Below are 17,311 nucleotides of genomic sequence, written 5' to 3'. Positions count from 1 at the left end.
GTCTCCTTGCAGGGACGAAAGCACGAGACTGGTGTTTGCACCACCGGTTAGCTTCCTTCCATCTCACGCTTTCAGTTACGACTATGCATTCTAGATGCTCCCACGACATCGATCGAGCTTGTCAATACAAACCATGAATGCGAAATAGACTGGCTTGAATCGCATGCCGCGTTTGCCCCAAGCTATGAGAAATTTATATAGGTTAGATTACTCTTTGCGTTCGACTCGTGAACGGAGATATGCACCAAGACCAGCGAGTCCGCCAATTGTAGTAAGCACTCCAAAACCTGGCTGGCCATTGGAGGCTGTCATAGTAGCTGTCCCTGTTGTTCCGGTTGTTGACTTTGTAGTGGTTGTTTTACTCATCTCTGTACTCGATGTTGTTTTTTGCGTCGTCGATTGTCCTGGGGCCGATTTCGAAGTAGTTGCGTTCACTGTACTTGTCTCTGAAGTTGTATTCGTAGTAGTTTCAGTCGTTTTTCCGTCCGTTGTCGTTGGTTTACTGCTGGAACCAAGGATGTGGAAGTCAGCGTATTCAGTATACATCCAATCGAGGGTCGACCCCATTGGGTATGTGGTAGTGTATACTCGTCCGTCAGCGATGACGGGCGTTTTAGCAGCAGGACCATACTCGTCAAAGTTCCAACTTCCGAATGAGTAGTCCCATTGGCGGTCACCGGACGCCGTATCTATTGCAGTAACCACTGCATCCCCATCATCTTGGTCGAGAGTCGTCCGCCCAGCAATATAGAGTGTATTATTACCAACTGCAGGAGCATTCGTGAGTTCTGCATCTACCTCATGGACCCATGCTTCGGTTCCTGTTTTTGCGTCAAGTGCCCGCACTGAATTGCCAGCCCGGAAGAAGACGTGTCCATTGGCAACTGCGAGCGTAGCATTCCAAAACGAATCGTCTACACTCAGTGAGTGCGACCACTCGACGCTGCCATCGTCTACTGATCGTGCCATAACTGCGGGTCCTGCGTTACCAGTTTTCACACTGTAGACAAGCCCATTCGTCGCTGACTGGAGTTGGTCTTCATCCGTAGAGACATCCCACAAGACGGACCCATCGTCGGCGCTCAACGCAATGCCTTCCGCATAGAAGAGTTTTCCATCGGCGTAGCAAGCACTGCTATTGATCCCTTCAGTTGACCAAATAACGTCACCAGTACTGGGATCGAGGTGCGCAGCGCCTGCAGACATATTGACATACAGCCGACCGTCTGTAAACAATGAATCTGATATGCCAGCCGATGCAGATTTGTGCCACTTTGTTTCTCCGTTGGAGCTATCGAGCGCGAAGAACCCAGTCCCGTTGGCGTCCTCAGAACCAAAGGTGGCGAAATAAATAGTACCATTGCCGATCGTTGGTGTCCCAGGGCGCGCGATATTCTTGCGTTTCCATACCGTGGTTTGTTCGGCCACGTCATAGGCGGCGACATAGCCATTACTGGCGGAGGGCGTATGCGCCGTCGACACAGCTAGATAGAACATTCCATTGTCGACTACCGGTTCGGTGGTATGCATACCACCATCCATGTCAAACGACCACTCTGTAGTCACGTCCGAACGAGGGCCATTATCAGTAGTTGCTCCCGTTCGTCCGGCATTTCCGCGAGATGTCGTCCACGAGTTACTTGGTACACTAGTACCTTTTACTGAGGGTGCAAATTGTGTCCCAACCGTAAGAGTCGCGCCAAGTACCCCAACTGATTTAAGAATATCTCGTCGATTTGTCTTGTTCATATCGAATAGTGGGGATCACGCATTAATAAGCTTTCTGTGATAAAATTAAAAATAAAGGACTGTTTTAACATGTTGATATTATCTTTTCCTGTATTACGAATATCAGAAATATAAAAGTTGCAACGTTATCGCCATCTCCCTATTGATATACTGGGAATAGGAGTATTTAGAACGAGATAAAACGATACGTGAAACCAGTAGTCGCTGATTCTCAGGAGGATGAGCATCGGTGCCCATCATGGTCGGCAGTGTGACCACTCATGGGGCTGCTCTTTTCTGAATCCGCTTACAGATCGGCTGGCATGCGACAACCGAAATTCGAGCGATCCCTTCCGAATCGCCAGTAGGTTTTTAACACTCCATTTCACTACACATTAAATATATTGTTTAAATTTCATTAAGATAACGGAGGACATAGGGGTGATGGACGGCTTCATCAAATGGCGGGTGGAACACTCGAAATTCGGCATGTTGGTCGTCAGTGTCTAGTTTATCGGTATCCGTCTTAACCAGAAACGCGTTGGCAAGGTAGTGTTTACTCTCGACCCCGGCAACCTCTGAAGTTTCATAGAAATGCTCGTAGACACCTAACTGACGTTCGATCGTGACCGTCGTCCCTAATTCTTCTTTCGCAACGCGGGCGACTGCATCATTGAGTTTCTCGTTTTTGAAAACTCTTCCGCCTGGGACGAACCACTCACCTTTTGCAGGTTCGTTTTTGCGAAATCCGAGGACGATTCCACCGTCGTGTCGAATGACGAGATCAACGGAGACGAGTGGAACATTCTCGACAATTGTTGCCCATTCATTGTCCGGAATCTGTTGTTTGTTCTCGCTCATTTGTCTGTCAAGTAGTGATCAACCGTCTGTTCGAGCCCCTCTTCAAACGACCACTCTGCTTCCCACCCAAGGTTCTCTATCTTCGTTGTATCGAGGGCATATCGCTGGTCGTGTCCTGCTCGATCATCGACGAACTCAATAAGGTCCTCATCAGCGTCAACAGCGTCGAGAATTGTTTGCGTCACTTCGAAATTTGTGTGTTCGTGTCCACTGCCAATATTGTATATCTCACCTATGTTGCCGTCCTGAAGGACAAGATCGAGTGCTTGACAGTTATCTTCGACGTAGATCCATTCACGAATATTGGACCCGTCTCCATAGAGGGGAAGTGACTTTCCTGCTGCTGCTCGTCTAATGAACTTTGGGATAAGTTTCTCTGGATGCTGCCGTGGCCCGAAGTTGTTACATGTTCGCGTGATAACGACCGGAAGGTCATGTGTCGTTGCGTAACTTTGAGCAAGCAAGTCAGCACTTGCTTTCGTCGCCGAGTATGGATTTCGGGGGTTAAGATTGTCATCTTCGGAGAACTTACCGTCAAGAACTTGACCATACACTTCGTCCGTGGAAATCTGCAAGAAACGCTGGATGTCCGTCTCGTTCGCTGCATCTAAAAGGGTTTGGGTGCCCGTGACATTCGTCTCTACGAACGGGCGAGCCCCCTCGATGGAGCGGTCAACATGCGATTCGGCAGCAAAGTTGACGACGACATCAGCATCGGCAACGAGATCTGCGACGAGGTCACGATTACAGATATCACCCTCAATGAAGGTATGGCGCAGATCATCCAAGACACCATCGAGGTTGTTGCGAGATCCGGCATACGTGAGTTTATCAAGTGTCGTGATCTCGATGTCGTTTCGTTCGGTGAGGAGATAATGCACGAAGTTGGAGCCAATGAATCCAGCACCGCCCGTGACAAGTACCTGCATGTTGGTTACCTAGCTAACGGCACTTATTTACATTTCTATCGATATTTGTCCAATATGCGGTTGCTTGTCGTTGGCGCAAACGGACTTCTGGGCAGCAATGTTGTCACGGTTAGTCAAGATCGGGATATCGATGTTGTGGGAACATATCACTCGACAAAACCCAGTTTCGATATTCCACTCACCAAATTCGACATCCAAAACACGCAACAGTTCGACGAACTTTTGAACCACTATACACCAGATGCTGTTATTAACTGTGCGGCGATGACGGACGTTGACGCCTGTGAGGAGAATTCTGAACAGGCGTATGCCGTGAATTGTGATGCACCAAGAGCACTCGCTGAGCGCTGCGCTAAACATGATGTCGACTTTGTTCACGTCTCGACCGACTACGTGTTCGATGGGACTACTGCATCACCCTACACCGAAGCCGCTACCCCGAGTCCGCTACAAGTCTATGGTGGCTCGAAACGCAAGGGCGAAAAAGAGGTTATAGCCGTAAACAAAGAGACACTGATAACACGACTTTCCTTCGTCTATGGCATTCATGGCGATACGAATGAGCTTACAGGTTTTCCCGCATGGGTACGTAATCGACTGAAAAACGGCGAACAAACTCCGTTGTTCACCGATCAACGGATCACGCCGACCCGTGCAGGGCAAGCTGCCAAAACACTAATCGAGTTACTTACTGCTAAGCGGACAGGACTCTATCACGTTGCATGCCGTTCGTGCATAACTCCATACAAGTTCGGAACTCAGATCCGTGACCGCTTAAACATTCAGGAGGAGCTCCTCAGCGAAGGATCTCAAGACGATGTCGACCGCTCCGCCGCTCGGCCATCCTACACATGTTTAGACGTCTCGAAGGTTGAGGAGTCGCTCAACCGTTTGCAGCCCACCCTCGAAGCAGAACTGAACGAAATAGAAGATGCAGTGTTCTAGATTCTATATCTGGTACTGATCGCGATATTCCAAGAAATGTTCTTGCTCGTTCTCTGGAAGGTCCTCAAACCGAAGGACAGTCCGGCAGTTCAATCCAGGGCACTTCATCACTCGGTTCTTCTCAAGTTCGTTTGCCGCAACGATTGTGCTGCATTCTGGACAGGTAAAGGTAATAATGTGCATGATTAGAGTTTGAGCTGGGAGTTCTCGCCCACAACGAGGCGTTGGCCTTCTGGCAGATACTCATCTGCACTCCCGATATTTGCACCACGGCCGAGTAATCCGTCGACGATCTTTTTCGAAGTCGTGATTTCGGAATCTCCGATGACGACGCTGTTCTCTATATGAACGCCGTCGAGCGTTGAGTTTTCACCAATTGACGTATACGGCCCAACGTAGGTTCCATCCCTGATTGTCGTTCCGTCACCGATAGATACTGGACCACGAACGACTGCTCCAGCTTCGATGATTGCAGATTTGGCAAGGTCGATCTTACCGCTAGTCTCTGCTCCGTTTTCGATAGTTCCCCGCGATTTGAGGGTCTTGTCTTCGAGTACAAGGCGGTTAGCCTCGAGGATATCCTCAGGTTTCCCCGTGTCTTTCCACCATCCACCAACGATGTGGGAATCTATTTCATAGCCATCTTCGAGAAGGTACTGGATTGCATCTGTGATTTCCAGTTCACCGCGCCACGAGGGTTCAAGACGTTCAATAGCGTCGAATAAAGCAGGGGAGAATACGTAGATACCGATGAGAGCAAGGTTGCTCGGTGGATTATCTGGCTTCTCGACAAGTCGTTGAACGTTCCCTTTATCGTCAACATCTGCAATACCGAATTGCTTAGGGTTGTCAACCTCCTGGAGGGCAATGCCAGCTCCGTAGCCGCCTGCTTCGAAGCTGTCGACGAGGTCGGCGATCCCCTGTTTCAGGATATTGTCTCCGAGATACATCACGAAGTCATCGTTACCGATGAAGTCCCGTGCGCAGCCAGCAGCATGCGCTAGCCCAAGTGGATTTCCTTGGACGATGTACGTAATATCAACACCGTGTTTTGACCCATCCCCGAGGAGTTCCTGAATTTCCTCACGACCCTTGTTGCCGAGGATGACGCCGATCTCGTTTATGCCTGCTTCTTTGAAATCACTAACTGCATACTCAAGAACGGGTTTGTTCGCGACTGGAACTAGCTGTTTAGGCCCAGTGTGAGTGATTGGGCGGAGGCGTGAGCCAGTCCCGCCTGAGAGAATTATCCCTTTCATTGTTAGTGGGACTGCTGCTCCCAATCCATGGGTATCTTGTCTGTATTCGGTGGAAGACGTTCCTCATCAGGATCTTCGTAATCATATATATTCGTTGGGAAATTAATGAGAATAGCTTGTTCATTTCCTATAACTTTGAAGCCATGCCAACACTCGCCCGGTATTCGGACCGCTTTTTGATTATGTTCTCCAATCACAAATTTGTTAACTTCACCGTTAGTAGAAGACTCCTCTCGGTCATCATAAATGCCAATCTTAATTCGTCCAGATGGACAAACAAAGTGGTCTATTTGCCCACGAGTATGGCGGTGCCAAGCTCTAATTACTTCGGGATAACTAAGGGAATAATAGGCCATAGCTGGATTAGGATCATAGATTTCCCAATCTTCGCGAAATATTTCGACTAAGTGGCCACGCTCATCGGCATTTGTCTGCAAATCATGTACTTTTACGCCTTCAATCATCATTGTCGGATTGACGCGATAGGGTAATATAATCTTTGGTGCTTACTCAAAGTAACCTAGATCCTGAAGATGCTCCTTTGATTCCTTGTCTATCTTGATTTCACTGCCACCTTGTTTTTCATCGACACTTCTAATTTGCTCTAGCAGCGTTTCTTTGCGTTTCTTATCATCAATCGGTTGCTTTTCAGTATCATCCATATCAAGATCATAGAGTAGGTCAACACCATCTTGTTCAGCGTGGATAAGTTTATAACCATCTTCAATCACCATCTTTTTTTCATATCCATATCCAACAGCTTCTGAATAGACTTTGCTTTCATTACCCAGAAAAAGACTGCTGCCATCTATTTCCTTTTGTGGATTTGCTCCAAGAGCATCAAGCACTGTTGGTGCAATATCAACAAGGGACACCCAATCATCCGATGACTCTTCAATATCTGAGTGATCAATGATTAATGGGACGTTCACAATTTCATTAAACAACGCATGCCCATGGCCAATACCATAATAATTGCGAGGGTCTTCGAAATGCTTTCGTTCGATATCAACGTGCTCCCAGAATTCCTCACCGTGATCACCTGTAATCACAACCAACGGACGGTTATCACCATAGCCAATATTTTCATAGAGTCTCTCTAATTGGTTGTCCACATAACGGATTAATGTATCGTATAGCCTGACTTTTTCCGTATGATAATGCTGAAATTCTTCAGTTGGGGTTGTGGAGTTATGGAAATTCCACCGTTGAAGCCCGTCTACCTCTTCAATATGCCCAAACGGTTGGTTGTTGGGTATGGATAAAGGCTCGTGCAGATCGGCTAAATGAAGATACGCAAACCGGGGGGATTCATGGCTATGCCACCACTCAAGGAGTTCATCTACTAGTGTCGTTGCGTCAGCGTCATGGCGGTACTGCCGATCTAGGAACCGACCCTGAGAAACAATATCGGCGAAACCAATGGATGTGAGTGCAAATGTATCATATCCTGCGTTGCCAAGCAATTCACTGAGAAACATGACATCATCGTCAATTTCTCGGGGGACATTGTCATCGAAGTTCCGGAATTCTCCCTGTGGAAGAGCACCGTGATTATGAGGATAACGCCCTGTGAGAATTGACGAAACCGATGAGTAAGTCCATGGAGCCGCAGATATGGCGTGGGGATACTGGCCTGTTAATGTAGAGAGAAACGGGGTCGTTTCACGTTCATAGTCACGGAGTGAGGTATGATCAGCTCTTAAACAGTCTACTACAACGATGATCACGTCCTTTCCGTTAGTCTCTACAAGTGGTGTGCCGTTGAGACGCCGATGATATTCGACCGTATTATGAGAATCTTTGATGCGGTTGCGAACTGTTCGTAGATATGGTTTTATCCTTTCTGGAACACGGTCAACAGCTATACGCTCAAGATGACGGAATAACTGTGTCATATGTATCCTAAGTCCTCCAACCGATCACGAGCCTCGGAATTTACATTTACTTCATCGCCAGTATGCTTAGCCTTATTTGGGAGTAAATTCATCAATTTAATTATTCTGTCTGTGTCATTTAGGTTGGTTTTTTCGCTTGGATCTTCAGAGAGATCGAACAAGAAATCGGTTTCTTCCTCATTTATCGAATGGATGAGTTTATAGTCACCTTTATACAAAGATTTTTTGTCGTAGCCATATCCAATACCCTCGGAAAGTATAATATCAGAATCAGGCTCAAAATCCGTCCCCACATGGCGAAGGACGTCGTTATCCGATCTAACAATTGCTTCACGCAGAATGCGAGGGGCGATCTCTACTGTTGATATGCGCTGGGGGAGATCAGAGATTTCCGACGGGAAGTGAAAAATAAGTGGAACCCGGATGGCCGGTTCAAATAGACTGTGTCCATGACCAACGCCATAGAATCCTCGTGGATCATGATATTGTTCGTATTCCCGAGCAGCGTGCTCCCAAAATTCTTCACCATGGTCGCCAACCACCACCACGATAGTCTCTTCAAGTTCATCACGCGTACGGAGGAACTCAATTAGTCGTTCAATCTGTCTATCAACCTCAGCTAGAATAGTATCGTATAGTTTAACTCTCTGCTCCCGATAGTATTCAAAATCACCATTAGACTCCGATTCGTTCCGGAAATCCCAACCAATCAAGCTCTCTAAACCCTCATCAATGACACCAAACGGTTGTTTATCAGGAATATGAAGTGGTTGGTGGAGATCGCCGAGATGTAAGTAACCAAACCTATTATCGCAGCTTTTCCACCAATTCATGAAGTCATTTATCATCCGTTCTGCAGAAGCATTGTGGTTAACATGGATTTGTCCAAAGCGACCATTGATCGGTAGTGACGCAGTTACAATGGCCGACGAAAAATATGTGTCATACCCACTACCAGCGAATAATTCACTAAGCGTGTAGACTTTGTCATCCAGTGCTCCAGGGAGGTTACCTGTATCAAAATTCCGAAAATTATCTGTGAATGTTGCTCCATGTTCGTGGGGGTATTTGCCAGTTAGTAGTGATGGAACGGACGGGAACGTCCAGGGTGCGGCACTCACCGCATTCGCATAGCCGGTTCCAAAATCCTTAAGGAATGGTGTTGTTTCACGTTGATAAGATTCCATGGACGTATGATCTGCCCTTAAGCAATCGACCACGATGAAAAGGACGTCCTTATTTAGAGATGGAATTGACGGCACCTTCCTCTGACGTTGCTTGAACCTTACCCAGTTAGATAACGATGTGTACTCATTTGTGAGCCTCTGGAAGAGAGAATCCGGGATAACTCGTTGTACCCCTCTTGCAACAGATATTGCCGCGGAATTATCCTGCATGTGTTAAGGTAGATAGGTGAGCATAATGTATCTACCGATAAATCAAGAGAACAAAGTCAGATTTCCACTTATTAATCATATCATTTAGGGTTCTCACGCTAGACCCGAGATCAGAAATCAGATTGGCCAATATATAAGATATTTAATTTATTTAATGAATAACCTAGAATCGACCGGGAGTGATAGATATTCTCGTAGAGCAGGTATGCTGTCACAACACTATAGGTACTATCGACTCAAAGAATCAACAAAGATATCAATGAAAGGCTTTACTCATAGTCATTGACCCGTGCAAATTGCCCCGTCCTTGGGAGTGTTGGCTGAAGTAGTGAATTTTCATTATAGTTTAATTGATAGGAGAGTTTAGTAACACCGCTGAAGATCTCGTTGACCGCGCTCTCGAGAAGACCATTCGATGACATGTTCTCGAAGTCATCGCTTTTCCAATTTAATAGCACACAACAGTCTTGAATTTGGTCGTAAGAAAAACTTGAATGTATTTGTATCAGAGTTCCAGAGCCATGTTCTAGAGCGACATTAATGCAATGGTTTTCCATCCCAATATCGTCTAGTGAAGATCGTTAAGGAGCATGATTATGATTAGTATATTCGATGGATAACTACATAAAGGGTCAAATTAGGTATGTTGGTTACGACTTGGTTTTCGCTCAGAATGGTCTTCTAATGATGGTTCGGAAATCGATGACTGCAAAAAACCAAGCAAGATAGCTGAACCAAGCAACGCTGGCTCATGACTGCTCTGACACGTAATAATCAACCAATGACTCTACTTATTCTGTCGAGAACTGATACAATATACTAGCAGCAAGTTCCGTCGAATCCATCTGGCTATTTGATACATACTGGCTGTGAAGATCCAAGAGTGGCAATCCATCGTATCGTTACGGTCAAATATATTCATTCAGACATACTGTGTAATCATTTTTGCCCACTGTTAAATATGTGCAATTTTATATATAGTATACTAATCGTGTGTTATTGAGGGCGTCGGTAGATATTCGACCCACCACTACTATAGACCTTATAGTAATGTTTATCCAGTACGTTTCCAGGGTCCCACATCAATCGATACCTGCCTCCTGAGAGACGGTAAACATCTACAGTCGGCCGGTAGGCAACATACGAGTACTGTTGTGCTATTAGATTTCTCGTCAATAATTCCTGGCTCAACAGTGGCCGACCCCATGAGTGGGGTACTGTATATTGATGATACTCTGGACCACGCGCCGCACGCTGAAAGTTGACAACTTCATCCCCGTAATACATGTCCATATATACGTTGTCGGAGATATGGGCATTAGTGAAGTGCTTACCTTCAACTTCCGATTGTGTGAGATAGAATCGGTGGCCTCCAACTCGGTCAGGTGTTGCACCCATCGACCCAAGATTAGCAATGACGAGGAGGAAGATAGCCCCGCAAACTATCGCACTTCCCTGAGGGATGTAAGGGATTGGTAGGCGGGGGTGGTTATCGTTGAGGGCAAGGAGTAAAGCAGTAGGGATGAGAGCGCAAACGAATGGGACGGCGTACACAAATACACGCTGGAATCCCGGCCCGGAACCAAATACAAGGTTGGGAATAATGAAGGCCACTGTTACCGCACTTGCGGCGAGAAGTGGTTTGACAGACTCGTTTGATAGTCGTGTAGCTGCGATATAGAGCCATGCAATCCCACCTGCTACTAAAAGAGAGAGAATGTTAGAAAGGCCGAGTAACTTTTCCAAGAGGCCTTTTGAGTACGGGGTTGCCGCCGGGGGAGTCCTGGTCGCCGCTTCGCCGATGACCAATTTCGTCAACACTGCAAGGGCACCGGCACCGAATGAAAAAAATTCCGTGATGTACATCCATTGGAGTGCAAGAAGCACCCCAAAGAGTAATGTGAACGTTAACGGTGTTTGTCTCGGCGAAGGGTGTTGAGTAGATGTCACACTGTCGACTACCACCCATACCGAGAGAATGGCCACAAAGAGCAATAACGGCACTTTTGCACTCGTTAGTAGTGCAGCGGAAAAGAGTGCAAGAACGGTGAGAAATTCCCACGTGCGGTGAGGCAGAAATGAAACAATAGTGAAGACGATTGCAGCAAGGAACAGAGCCGAATACGCAACTGGGACAGGGGCTGCACCGTATTGAATCGTGGTAGCTTCAACCACTGCCAGTATAGCCGCACAACCCAGTCCAATCCGTTTCGAGTGCGTGGGGAGGTCGATACTCCGAAAGAGGACGTTGACGGCCAACAGTGCGAGAAGGGGTATCCCGACGCCAATCGCAAGTGGGTAGAACACATAGGCATCGTCTATTGGCAGGCCAGTAAGGAGTGCAATCTGTGCACCATGCACGTCGAACGCGGCAGCAGTCCCGTAGAAGACTCCGACTAGATCTTTTGTACTTCCCGTTTGTAGCACGATCTGACTACGAACAGCGTGGGCATCAGGATCGAAATTGAGGAGGGTTGGTGGGATAGCGAACGCTACTACGCGGTAAAGTGCGCCGAGGGTGACAATCGCAGAGAGTGAAATGGAAAGTTGTTCGCTCCAAACAAGTACGAGGAGGCCGACAGTGGCGATTGTTGTGCCAAGTGGGAGGCCAGGGGAGAGTGATCCTACGGCGTGTGCGTGGAGGATGCCTGCCGAGAAGCCTGATGCGGCAATAGTGAGTCCAAGTTTTGAACGCCGCTCCATTATCTCATCCACTTGTTGGAATGGTATTAATGCTTCGTTTTTAATCCATATGTCCCAAATTGAATTGTTTAGCGTCAATAAATTGGGTGCTTGTGTGGTCCCTTAGTCGTTAATTACATTCTCTGGCGTAGCGTTGAAGGCATTCCCATTACGCCTGGGCTGATATATCATAGGTACGATCTGATGGGGGTGTGGCATTCGATATATATTCATATTGCGAGTGGGTTGACCGCTGTACTCAAAAACCGAATCATTTTAAACTCTCCTTAACATCAGTACATAAAACAATGAAAGGAGAACGACCCGACATCGCATTAATCGTCCTCGATAGTGTAAGGGCATCAACATTCTATGAATTACTTGATGAAAAATGCCTTCCTGTATTTAAATCACTTGAAAGGGATGGAGTTCGATACCCACAGGCAATCACGAACGGTCCTTGGACGGTTCCATCACACGGATCAATATTTACTGGCATGTATCCATCCCAACACGGTATCACAGGGGATAACCCCACTTGGAATCATCCGACGTTTTTGAAGGAACTCTCAAGGGTTGGGTACACGACAGTTGGCGTGTCAGCCAATCCTTGGCTCTCTCCTAATTACGGGTTCAGTGACGGATTTGACTACTTTCTTACCAAGTGGGAATACTTTTTTAATGGTGAAGATATGTCCGCTGTGGTTGGAGCCGAAAATTGGCGTAATCGACTACAGTCACTTTCTAAAAACTTAACCAGTGGTTCTCCTATAAAGAACGCGGGAAACCTAGCATATTTACTATATCAGTCACGTAAAAAAGGAAGTGGAGCTCTACATCTTGCCTCCCGAGCGCAAAATCTTCTTGCTGATATTGAAGCGCCATCATTCTTCTTTGCCAATTTCACAGAGGCTCATCTTCCGTATGAACCACCTCGGCAGCATGCAGAGCAGCATCTTCCAGAAGAAGTAAGTTATGAAGAAGCACTTGAGATAAATCAGAATCCATGGGATTTTGTATCTGGTGCTGTAGATATGAGTGATCGAGACTTTGAGGTGCTTAAAGCACTCTATCGGGCGTCAATCCAGTATCTTGGTGAGATACTAAACGATCTCATTAATTTCCTTAAGCCAGAGACGACTGTTATAATAGCTGGTGATCATGGCGAGAATATAGGTGATTTTGACCTTATGGATCACCAATATAGTGTCCAACAAACACTTCTTCACGTTCCGCTAATTATTTCTGGGCCAAATACTCCGACAAAATCCTCTGAATTAGTAGAACTTCGGGATATCTATCCAACTATTTTAGATATGGCGGGTATTGAACGAGAGACATCAAAAAAAGGGCTATCTTTTCATTCGAAAAGCACTCGAAAATACGCAGTTTCAGAATATCTTTCACCGCGCCCAGATATAGGTACACTTCGTTCAAAATCATCGAAATTACGACACGATGAGGAAGTTTATACAGATCGCCGTCGTGTGGTTCAGTCAAATAAAGATAAGCTTATCTATTGGGAAGACGGAACTTTAGAGTTAGTAGATTTGAATGACTGTAGTTCGTGTAATGAGGAAAAAAAAGAAGAACTTTCAGACGTATTGTTGGAACGTATTGATATTGATTATGACGCAAATAGCGAAGAAGAGGTTATCGTTAACAAAACGGTAGAAAACAGACTCGAAGAATTGGGATATATCTAGTCTATTCAAGCTTGGTAAAATACGTCGATAAACAGGAATACTTATTCCCTCTAAGAAAAAACCGGAACATATGAAAGTTAAACAATGGACAAAACGTTCGTTTAATCGTATTAAGCGCGATGGAATAGAAGGCCTCAGAGCATCAGCGCGTCCAGTATACAACAAAGCATTAGAACAAGGAAATTACATTCGACCGCGTGGCGAAAATATTTATGATGAAGATTGGGATTTACTGGTTGTTGCCGACGCCTGCCGTCTCGATTTAATGAAGGAAATGAAAAATAAATATGACTTTATCAATGATATCGAATCTATTTGGTCGCTTGACAGTACTACAGCACAATGGATGGAAAAAACTTTTGTTGAGAAGTATAACAAAGAAATCCAAAAAACAAATTATATCTGTGGCAATCCATTTTCAGCGACTAAACTTTCCAATGTGGATTTTGGACAACTTATTGAGGTTTGGCGTCATAGCTGGCTTGATATCGGGACTGTTCCACCACGGGCGATTACTGATCATACAATAGCAGTAAACCGAGGACAAAGTCAGAAACGCACTATTGCACATTATATGCAACCCCACTGCCCATTTATTCCCCATCCAGAACTAATGAGTTCAAAAGAAAAAGATAAATGGGGAAATCAAGATACTAAAGACGTTTGGGAGCGTCTCCGGGACAATGAGCTCACCGAAAAGGAGGTTTGGGCGGCTTACCGGAACAATTTAGAAATTGTCCTCGATGAAATAAAGCTATTGCTTCAAAACATTGATGCTGATAATGTAATAATTACCAGTGATCATGGAAATGCGAAAGGTGAGTGGAATATTTACGGTCATCCACCTGGATCGCCTCTCCGTTGCCTTCGAGAAGTACCTTGGATACAAACTTCTGCATCTGACGTAGGGGATTATGAGCCTAATCTTAAAGACGCCAAAGAAAACAAAGTCAGCCGAGAAAGGAAGTTACAAGCTCTCGGATACATTGAATAGTATAAGATAGTTATATTGGTTTGATCTTATCACTTAATGTCGAGTAACTGTCTAAGGAACTGAAAATCAACATTAGTTCGTTTTTCAAGTCTTTTAATAAGTAGCAAATCAGCTTCACTAACACTACCTGTTAATGGAAGAGATAAGAATGAGACGAACATGAATAGGATTGTTGATAAAATAACATAAGTTATGCTTGAAGGAATGTCAACCAACCGTACGTACACCAGCGCAACAGCCGTGGTAAACAAAGCCGATTTGAATATATTGTTAGAAAACGGGGTTATCCCAACAAATCTATATATAGCGTAGAGTTCAACTCCGTTGTATATTGCGTAACCAAATACAGTTGCGACTGCTGCCCCGGCAATACCATACCTTGGAATAAGAACTATATTCAAAAGAATATTTATCAAAGTACCTACAAGAGCAGCATATAATTCTATCTTCGGTTTATTAATGGCTTTTGTTACCTCTCCATCGAGTCCAGTAACTGCTCTTACGAAAAATCCACCGACTAGTAAACTCAATGGTAATGCTGATGGCAAATAACTCTTGCCGAGGAGAAATGTTACTACATCTTTCGAAAATAAAGTGAGTCCTAATATAACCGGGAGGGTAGTCACAACAACCCATTTTGTAACACTTGTGAACAACCGATCTAAATCGGCGATAGCGTCATTTTCGTAAAAATTCGTCGCTAGGGGGAGAAAAAGGAACCCAAAAGAAGCAAGTACAATAACTGTAGACTGGCGTAGGGGTTGAATTGCTCGATAATAACCTACTTCTGTAGATGATAGATAGTAGCCAATCATAATGACGTCCATCCTTGAAAGGAACATAAACATGATTGCGCTCATAGCTAGAGGCCATGAGAATGTAATAAGTTGTTTAGCCACTTCCTTGTCAGGGTATTTCAAAATGAAATCTTGTATCGGTATTTTTCTGTGGATAAATATTGAAGAAACTATAACAATAATCAATGGAATGCTTATCCAATAGCTGATAGCAGCCTCAATAGAATAACCGAAATAGAAAAGGAGACCCCAAAGTGCTAGCCCAAGCGTTCGTGATACAATAGCCCGTGAAAAAATAGCGGGCCAAGTTAGTTCCCACGATCGAAGCACTGAGACAGAAATACGTGAAAGTGGGAAAAGGATCAAGAATGGTGAAAATATGATGATGTATTTGTATTTATTTTCATCACCGTAAAGCCCCGGCCAATTCTGCACGATCATCAATATCACAATAACCCCGATGGAACCCGTTAACAGCGAGAAGAAGAAAGCAGACTGAATGAGTGAAGATTCCTTTTCTCCTGACTCGTTAGCTGATAACAGCCGTGGAATGCCCTGATTTACCCCTAATAAAAGAACATTAGCTATTGTTATAATGATTGTATATGCGAGTGAAATACGGCCAAAAATTTCGGGCGTTAGTGAACGAGCCATTAATGCTTCCGTAGCCAGCGCAAGTCCGCGGCCGAAAAGGGAACCAATCAACATAATTACGGCGCTGGATGCAACCGAGGAAAGGGAATTATTAACAGAGGTCATACTTCTTACTTCTCATTCATAGCCTCTCCATATGCATCACTCTCCAAATAATCTACATGTTTCTCGAGAGTGTGCCTCCGCGCCCATTCGAGACAAGATTGTTGCATATTGGCAAGTTTTTCATTTTCCATTTCGACAATTTCGCGGACAGCAGATTTTAAAGATTCTGTAGAACCAGGTTCCATTAATATTCCACGGACGTCATCGGAGACCAATTCTGGTATTCCTCCAATTTTGCTTCCAATTACTGGGAGTCCACGAGCAAAGCTCTCATAAATTGTTAGTGGTGAGTTTTCCATCCAAAGAGATGGAACGATCGCTGCAGTAACTTCCTCCCGTAATTCCTCCAGGCGGTTTTTGGAAACAAAACCGTGATACTTGAGGTTTGGTAACGACTCGGCTACAGACTTTGTTTTATTTTCGAGTGGGCCAGTTCCACAAATGTGGAATGTCACGCTTTGCAACTGGCGTGCAACTTGAAAAATTGTTTCTAAACCTTTTGGATGTGTCTGTTGACCGGCGAATAAGAACGAACGTTTGGTTTTGACACCAGTGGTAGAATTTTTTACATCTAACACCCCAAGTGGGATACAATCTGTTTCTACTCCTTCAAAGAAACCATGTTCTTGATGGATATCAATGATATGTTGACTCGGGCCAGTCACAAGATCAGGACTTCCGATATAATTTTGCTTCTGTCCTAAGTAAGCCTGACAAGGGAGTGGGGGGCTTTCACATACCTCAAATTGATCCTCAGCGGTCCACTCACGAAGTAATGTGCTTTTTGGGCAGATGAGACCATAATCATGGAGGGTGTGAACGTGGTAGCGATCATATTTCTGGGCAATTTTGCTTAGCTTTACTGATATTCCCATTAAATTATTGGTGTGTATGATATCTGGGTCAAATTCCGAAAAGACTTCTTCCGCAACTTTTGAACTGTGGGGATTCACAACATCACCTATATGCCAAAGTACCTTCCCTGGCAGTCCGAATGGGTTGTCACCACTTCTATGGGAGATGTTCATTGGATAGAATCGTTCGATTGGTATTTCATCCATTGACTCAGACTGAGGTCTAAGCGACGATTTCCCATCATAAGGTTTTGTAGTAAGAACTTTCACTGTGTGCCCTCGATTAAGCAGCGATCTAGCTACTCGAAGAACATAATTTCCAGCACCACCATTTTGGTGAGGCGGTAATTGTGCATTTACGAAACAAATTTTTGCCATAGATAATATCAAGTAGTAAATAGGGTTGGAGTAATAAAAAGCGTGTCGATTCTCTTCTTCCCTGAACTTCTGCTATTATTAATTTTCTTTAATTATACCATTACTCTAAGTAGACCGAAGCAAT

The 17,311-nt window shown here is 45.0% G+C and carries 14 protein-coding genes; 3 read left to right on the top strand and 11 right to left on the bottom strand.

Annotated features, from left to right (window positions below; all coding sequences use genetic code 11):
- Window positions 1-207: 207 nt before the first annotated feature.
- The 3 genes from LIX00_RS24605 to rfbB form a co-directional block, all read right to left on the bottom strand.
- Window positions 208-1,542, bottom strand: coding sequence for an outer membrane protein assembly factor BamB family protein (locus LIX00_RS24605; protein ID WP_227357581.1), 1,335 nt, complete (start codon window positions 1,540-1,542; stop codon window positions 208-210).
- A 594-nt stretch (window positions 1,543-2,136) separates the two neighbouring features.
- The gene (locus LIX00_RS24600) at window positions 2,137-2,589 is read right to left on the bottom strand and encodes an NUDIX domain-containing protein (RefSeq protein WP_227357580.1); all 453 of its coding nucleotides are present in this window, start codon (window positions 2,587-2,589) and stop codon (window positions 2,137-2,139) included.
- Entirely contained in the window at window positions 2,586-3,518 is a 933-nt protein-coding gene (gene rfbB / locus LIX00_RS24595; protein WP_227357579.1) for a dTDP-glucose 4,6-dehydratase, read from the bottom strand. The genes LIX00_RS24600 and rfbB overlap by 4 nt, the downstream gene beginning before the upstream one ends.
- Before the next feature lie 54 nt (window positions 3,519-3,572).
- Between rfbB and rfbD the strand changes: the two genes are divergently transcribed.
- Window positions 3,573-4,463: a dTDP-4-dehydrorhamnose reductase gene (gene rfbD, locus LIX00_RS24590; protein WP_227357664.1), complete on the top strand. Its 891-nt coding sequence runs from the start codon at window positions 3,573-3,575 to the stop codon at window positions 4,461-4,463.
- Between the two features lie 3 nt (window positions 4,464-4,466).
- Here rfbD and LIX00_RS24585 read toward each other — a convergent pair whose 3' ends face one another.
- From LIX00_RS24585 to LIX00_RS24560, 6 genes are all read right to left on the bottom strand, one after another.
- On the bottom strand, window positions 4,467-4,646 hold the full coding sequence (locus LIX00_RS24585; RefSeq protein WP_227357578.1) for a hypothetical protein: 180 nt from the start codon (window positions 4,644-4,646) through the stop codon (window positions 4,467-4,469).
- Window positions 4,647-4,648: 2 nt separating this feature from the next.
- Window positions 4,649-5,722, bottom strand: a complete 1,074-nt coding sequence (locus LIX00_RS24580) for a glucose-1-phosphate thymidylyltransferase (protein WP_227357663.1) — start codon at window positions 5,720-5,722, stop codon at window positions 4,649-4,651.
- A 2-nt stretch (window positions 5,723-5,724) separates the two neighbouring features.
- Window positions 5,725-6,186 (bottom strand): dTDP-4-dehydrorhamnose 3,5-epimerase family protein, encoded by a 462-nt coding sequence (locus LIX00_RS24575; RefSeq protein WP_227357661.1) that lies wholly within the window; start codon window positions 6,184-6,186, stop codon window positions 5,725-5,727.
- A 42-nt stretch (window positions 6,187-6,228) separates the two neighbouring features.
- A complete protein-coding gene (locus LIX00_RS24570) occupies window positions 6,229-7,620 on the bottom strand; it encodes a sulfatase (protein ID WP_227357577.1) in 1,392 nt (463 codons plus the stop codon).
- Window positions 7,617-8,807: a sulfatase family protein gene (locus LIX00_RS24565; RefSeq protein ID WP_255679380.1), complete on the bottom strand. Its 1,191-nt coding sequence runs from the start codon at window positions 8,805-8,807 to the stop codon at window positions 7,617-7,619. The genes LIX00_RS24570 and LIX00_RS24565 overlap by 4 nt, the downstream gene beginning before the upstream one ends.
- 1,206 nt (window positions 8,808-10,013) lie before the next feature.
- Window positions 10,014-11,798: a hypothetical protein gene (locus LIX00_RS24560; protein WP_227357575.1), complete on the bottom strand. Its 1,785-nt coding sequence runs from the start codon at window positions 11,796-11,798 to the stop codon at window positions 10,014-10,016.
- A 209-nt stretch (window positions 11,799-12,007) separates the two neighbouring features.
- Between LIX00_RS24560 and LIX00_RS24555 the strand changes: the two genes are divergently transcribed.
- Both LIX00_RS24555 and LIX00_RS24550 read left to right on the top strand, forming a co-directional pair.
- Complete coding sequence (locus LIX00_RS24555; protein WP_227357574.1) at window positions 12,008-13,405, top strand: sulfatase-like hydrolase/transferase; 1,398 nt, start codon at window positions 12,008-12,010, stop codon at window positions 13,403-13,405.
- A 70-nt stretch (window positions 13,406-13,475) separates the two neighbouring features.
- Complete coding sequence (locus LIX00_RS24550) at window positions 13,476-14,399, top strand: hypothetical protein (protein ID WP_227357573.1); 924 nt, start codon at window positions 13,476-13,478, stop codon at window positions 14,397-14,399.
- A gap of 29 nt (window positions 14,400-14,428) precedes the next feature.
- On the opposite strand, the gene LIX00_RS24545 is transcribed toward LIX00_RS24550, so the two are convergent.
- Entirely contained in the window at window positions 14,429-15,955 is a 1,527-nt protein-coding gene (locus LIX00_RS24545; protein WP_227357572.1) for a flippase, read from the bottom strand.
- Window positions 15,956-15,960: 5 nt separating this feature from the next.
- Window positions 15,961-17,187 (bottom strand): glycosyltransferase, encoded by a 1,227-nt coding sequence (locus LIX00_RS24540; RefSeq protein WP_227357571.1) that lies wholly within the window; start codon window positions 17,185-17,187, stop codon window positions 15,961-15,963.
- Window positions 17,188-17,311 lie beyond the last annotated feature (124 nt).

Origin of the sequence: Haladaptatus salinisoli (assembly GCF_020614375.1) — an archaeon.
In the GTDB taxonomy this organism is placed as follows: Archaea; Halobacteriota; Halobacteria; order Halobacteriales; family Haladaptataceae; genus Haladaptatus; species Haladaptatus salinisoli.
The sequence above is the reverse complement of the archived record's forward strand: the minus strand, read 5'-3'. Positions and strand labels throughout refer to the sequence as shown.